3 protein-coding genes and 1 pseudogene are annotated in these 4,152 nt (G+C 71.0%); 2 read left to right on the top strand and 2 right to left on the bottom strand.

The window, feature by feature from the left end; translation table 11 throughout:
* Window positions 1-60: 60 nt before the first annotated feature.
* Both AC5RW2_RS40985 and AC5RW2_RS40980 read right to left on the bottom strand, forming a co-directional pair.
* On the bottom strand, window positions 61-789 hold the full coding sequence (locus AC5RW2_RS40985) for an SCO1664 family protein (protein WP_494032251.1): 729 nt from the start codon (window positions 787-789) through the stop codon (window positions 61-63).
* 8 nt (window positions 790-797) lie between these two features.
* Window positions 798-1,442 carry a histidine phosphatase family protein gene (locus AC5RW2_RS40980; protein WP_494032250.1) on the bottom strand — a complete coding sequence of 215 codons (645 nt, stop codon included), beginning with the start codon at window positions 1,440-1,442 and terminating at the stop codon, window positions 798-800.
* Between the two features lie 109 nt (window positions 1,443-1,551).
* On the opposite strand from AC5RW2_RS40980, the gene AC5RW2_RS40975 reads away from it, so the two are divergent.
* A complete protein-coding gene (locus AC5RW2_RS40975; RefSeq protein ID WP_494032249.1) occupies window positions 1,552-2,964 on the top strand; it encodes a sigma 54-interacting transcriptional regulator in 1,413 nt (470 codons plus the stop codon).
* A gap of 78 nt (window positions 2,965-3,042) precedes the next feature.
* Window positions 3,043-4,152 (top strand): annotated as a pseudogene (locus AC5RW2_RS40970) (hypothetical protein); the annotation flags it as partial.

Below are 4,152 nucleotides of genomic sequence, written 5' to 3'. Positions count from 1 at the left end.
ATTTGGCGGCGGCCGCGGCGCGCTTCCAGCCCGCCGCGGCTCGACCGCGCCCTGCCGGACTCAGACCAGCGGCCAGGGGAATCGCATTCCCGTGGGGTCCACCGGGAGCTCCGGCGCCGCCAGGAGCTTCCGAACTCGGTTCCGCAGCGCCTGGACCTCAATCCCAGTCAACAGGTCCGCCACACCGGCGGGCGCCTCGTCGGCGAGCGGGGCCAGATCGGCGAGCAGGCCGGCGTCGATCCTCTCCCCGCCGAAGTCCCAGATGACGGTCCGCAGCTTGAAGGGGGCCGCGAAGCACAGCCCGTGGTCGATGCCCCACAGCCGGCCCTCGGTGCCGCGCAGCACGTGGCCGGCCTTACGGTCGGTGTTGTTGGCGACCACGTCGAACAGGGCCAGCCGACGCAGCTCGTCGTGGGTCTCGGGCGCCTCCGCCACTAGGGTGAAGTAGTGCTCGTTGGGGTCGTGCTCCACGAACATCTGGAGCGACCCGACCCCGAAGGGGGCGTCCTCGCGGATCACCGTGGTCGGCACCAGCCCCCACCCGAGCGCCTCGCTGAGCAGGTACGCCGCGCGCTCGCGCCGGTACAGCCCCCGGTCGAAGTCGAGCAGGGACCGCTCACCGAGTTCGGGCTTGTAGATGGCCCAGCGCAGGTCTTCGTCGAGAGCCACTTCCACAAGGAAGGTCTCGTTGCTGCTGTTAGCCAGCCGGCCCAGCAGGTCGATCCCGCCGTTGGCCAGCAGCGCCACGTTACGGTCCCGGACCGCCGGCTCACGCTCCTCACCGGTCATGGCGTGCCCTACGTGGCCCGCAGTTCGGCCAGGGAATCCTGCATCGAGTTCACCGTCAGCACCACCGGGTCGCCATCCTGCGGGTAGGAGATCGCCGAAACGGAACAGGGGCCGACGCTGAGCCGCTGGAAGCAGTTGAGCGGGGTGCCGATGGCGTCCGAGACAGCCACCCGGATGGGATCGGCGTGGGAGAAGCACACCACGGTCCCGCCGGCATGGGCGGCCCGGAGACGGTCCAGGGTGGCGACTATCCGGTCACGCATCTCCACGAAGCTCTCACCGTTCGGGAACCGGAACTGGTCGGGCTCGTGCTGGACGGTGGCCCACTCCGGAAGGCGGGAGAGGTCCGCCAGAGCCGCGCCCGTCCAGTCGCCGAAGTCGGCCTCCAGCAGACCGTCGTCCAAGACGACGGGTACCCCGGTGCGCGCCGACGTCGCTGCCGCCGTTTCTCGGGTGCGCTCCAGCGGCGAGGAGTAGATCGCGGTGGGTGGCAGGGCCTCCAGCCGTCCGGCCACCCGTTCCGCCTGCTCCCGCCCCCGCTCGGAAAGGTGCAGTCCTGCGGCACGGCCGGGCAGCACCTGGCCGGTGGTCGGCGTCATACCATGCCGGACCAGGAGGAGCAGGGTGGCGGGGGGCAGAGTGTCGATGGTCATTACGGCCAGCTTAGGCCCGGTTCCGGACCGCGTCACGGGGTGCGCGGGCGCCGGCCGTCCCGGGCAGAAGGGGATCGACGGCGCCGCCCTCCGCCGATAGCGTGGGGGCGTGAGCACCTCACCCGAGATCAGCACCCTGGCCGCACTCCGTGCCTCCGGGCATGTCCGGAAGTCCCTGCGCGAGGAGATCCGCGGCAACCTCCTGGCCGCCCTCGCCGCGGGGGAGGACCCCTGGCCCGGAATCCACGGCTTTGACCGGACCGTCCTCCCCCAGCTCGAACGCGCGCTCATTGCCGGGCACGACGTCGTCTTGCTCGGCGAGCGCGGCCAGGGAAAGACGCGCTTGTTACGCACCCTGGCCGGGCTGCTGGATGAGTGGTCCCCGGTGATCGCCGGGTCCGAGCTCAACGAGCACCCCTACGACCCGATCACCGCGGAATCCATGGCGCGCGCGGCGGCCGAGGGCGACCAGTTGCCCGTCGCCTGGCGGCATCGCTCCGAGCGGTACGTGGAGAAGCTCTCCACACCGGACACCTCGGTGGCGGACCTCATCGGCGACGTGGACCCGATGCGGGTGGCCGAGGGCCGCCGCCTCGGGGACCCCGAGACCATCCACTACGGGCTCGTGCCCCGCTCGAACCGCGGAATCGTGGCCCTCAACGAGCTCCCGGACCTGGCCGAGCGCATCCAGGTTGCCCTGCTGAATGTCATGGAGGAGAGGGACATCCAGATCCGCGGCTACGTGCTGCGGCTGCCGCTGGACGTGCTCGTGGTGGCCTCGGCAAACCCCGAGGACTATACCAACCGCGGCCGGATCATCACCCCGCTCAAGGACCGGTTCGGCGCGGAGATTCGCACCCACTACCCGATCGAGCTCGAGGACGAGATCGCGGTGATCCGCCAGGAGGCCCACCTCACGGCCGAGGTCCCGGATGTCCTCCTTGAGGTCCTGGCCCGGTTCGCGCGTGCCCTGCGCGAATCGAATGCGGTCAACCAGTCTTCGGGGGTGTCCGCCCGCTTGGCGATCGCCGGCGCCGAGACCATCGCCGCGGCCGCGCGGCACCGCTCCGCCGTCCGGGGCGACGACGCCCCCGTCGCCCGGCTCGTGGACGTCGGGGCGGCGGTGGATGTTCTGACCGGCAAGATCGAGTTTGAGTCCGGCGAGGAGGGACGCGAGGGCGCGATCCTTGAGCACCTGCTGCGCACCGCGACCGCCCAGGCGGTGCGGTCCCACCTGCACGGACTCGACCTCACGCCCCTGGTGGAGGCGTTCGACGGGCACCGCACGCTCACAACCGGCGACCGCGTGACGGCCGCCGAGGTCCTGGCCGCGCTCCCGGAACTGGAGGACCCGGGCCTCTACGACGAGATCACGGCCCGCCTGACCGGCACCGGCCAGGGCGGAAACGCCGGGGCGGGTGCTGGCCGCCGTGCCGGGGCGATAGAGCTGGCCCTCGAGGGCCTCTACCTCGCGCGGCGGCTCTCCAAGGAATCCGGCGACGGCGAAACGGTGTACGGCTGAGGCCCCATACGGCAAAGTAGAAACCACGCCGCCGGTTCGGCGGCACGGTTCGCGGAACGCCCAGCGGAAGGAGACGCCGTGCGGCACGGCAGGTCATCCCGGTACAGCCGGTACGACGGCGGCTCGGACCCCCTCGCGCCCCCGATCGATCTGGCCGAGGCGCTCGAGGCCGTGGCCGCCGACGTCATGGCCGGCTACTCCCCTGGCCAGGCGCTTCGCGAGTTTCTGCGCCGCGGCGGCCGGTCCATGCGCGGGCTGGACGACCTGGCGGGCCGAGTCCAGCGGCGCCGCCGGGACCTGCTGGGCCGGCACCGGCTCGACGGCACCTTCCAGGAGGTCAGGAGACTTCTCGATGAGGCGGTCCTCGAGGAGCGCAAGCAACTCGCCCGGGACATCCGGATGGACGAGACCGACCGCGCCTTCCGCGAGATGCAGATGCAGAACCTGCCCTCCTCCACCGCCGCGGCAGTCACCGAACTGTCCACCTACGACTGGCAGTCCGACACCGCACGGCAGGTCTACGGACGGATCCGGGACCTGCTCGGCCGAGAGATGCTGGAGACACGGTTTGCGGGCATGAAGAACGCCCTGGAGAACGCCACCGAGGAGGACCGGGCGGCGATCACCGAGATGCTGCGGGATCTCAACGACCTGCTCGGCAAACACACCCGGGGCGAGGACACCCCCGCCGACTTCGAGGCATTCATGGCCAAGCACGGCGAGCAGTTCCCGGAGAATCCGCAGGACATCGACGAACTGGTCGACGTCCTCGCGAAGCGTTCGGCCGCCGCCCAGCGGATGCTCCGGTCCATGACCCCGGAGCAGCGCGAGGAGCTCCTGGCCCTGTCCGCCCATGCCTTCGGCTCCCCCGAACTCATGGACCAGCTCAGCCGACTCGATGCGACCCTCCAGACGCTGCGCCCGGGCGAGGACTGGACCGGGTCGGAACAGTTCCACGGCGACGAGGGACTCGGTCTGGGCGATGGCACCGGCGTGCTCCAGGACCTGGCCGAACTCGATGCGCTCGCCGAACAGCTCTCGCAGTCCTCCGCGGGGTCGGCGCTGTCCGACGTCGATGTGGAGAAGGTGGCCCGCCAGCTGGGGGACCGACGCCGTCGACGCGCCGGCGCGGGCCGCCGGGAAGACAGCGCTGATTTCCGCCGGCTGGGACCCCGGGATGTTTTCCAT

This window comes from Arthrobacter sp. B0316-1-20 (genome assembly GCF_059091865.1).
This window is presented reverse-complemented; position numbering and strand designations above follow the sequence as displayed.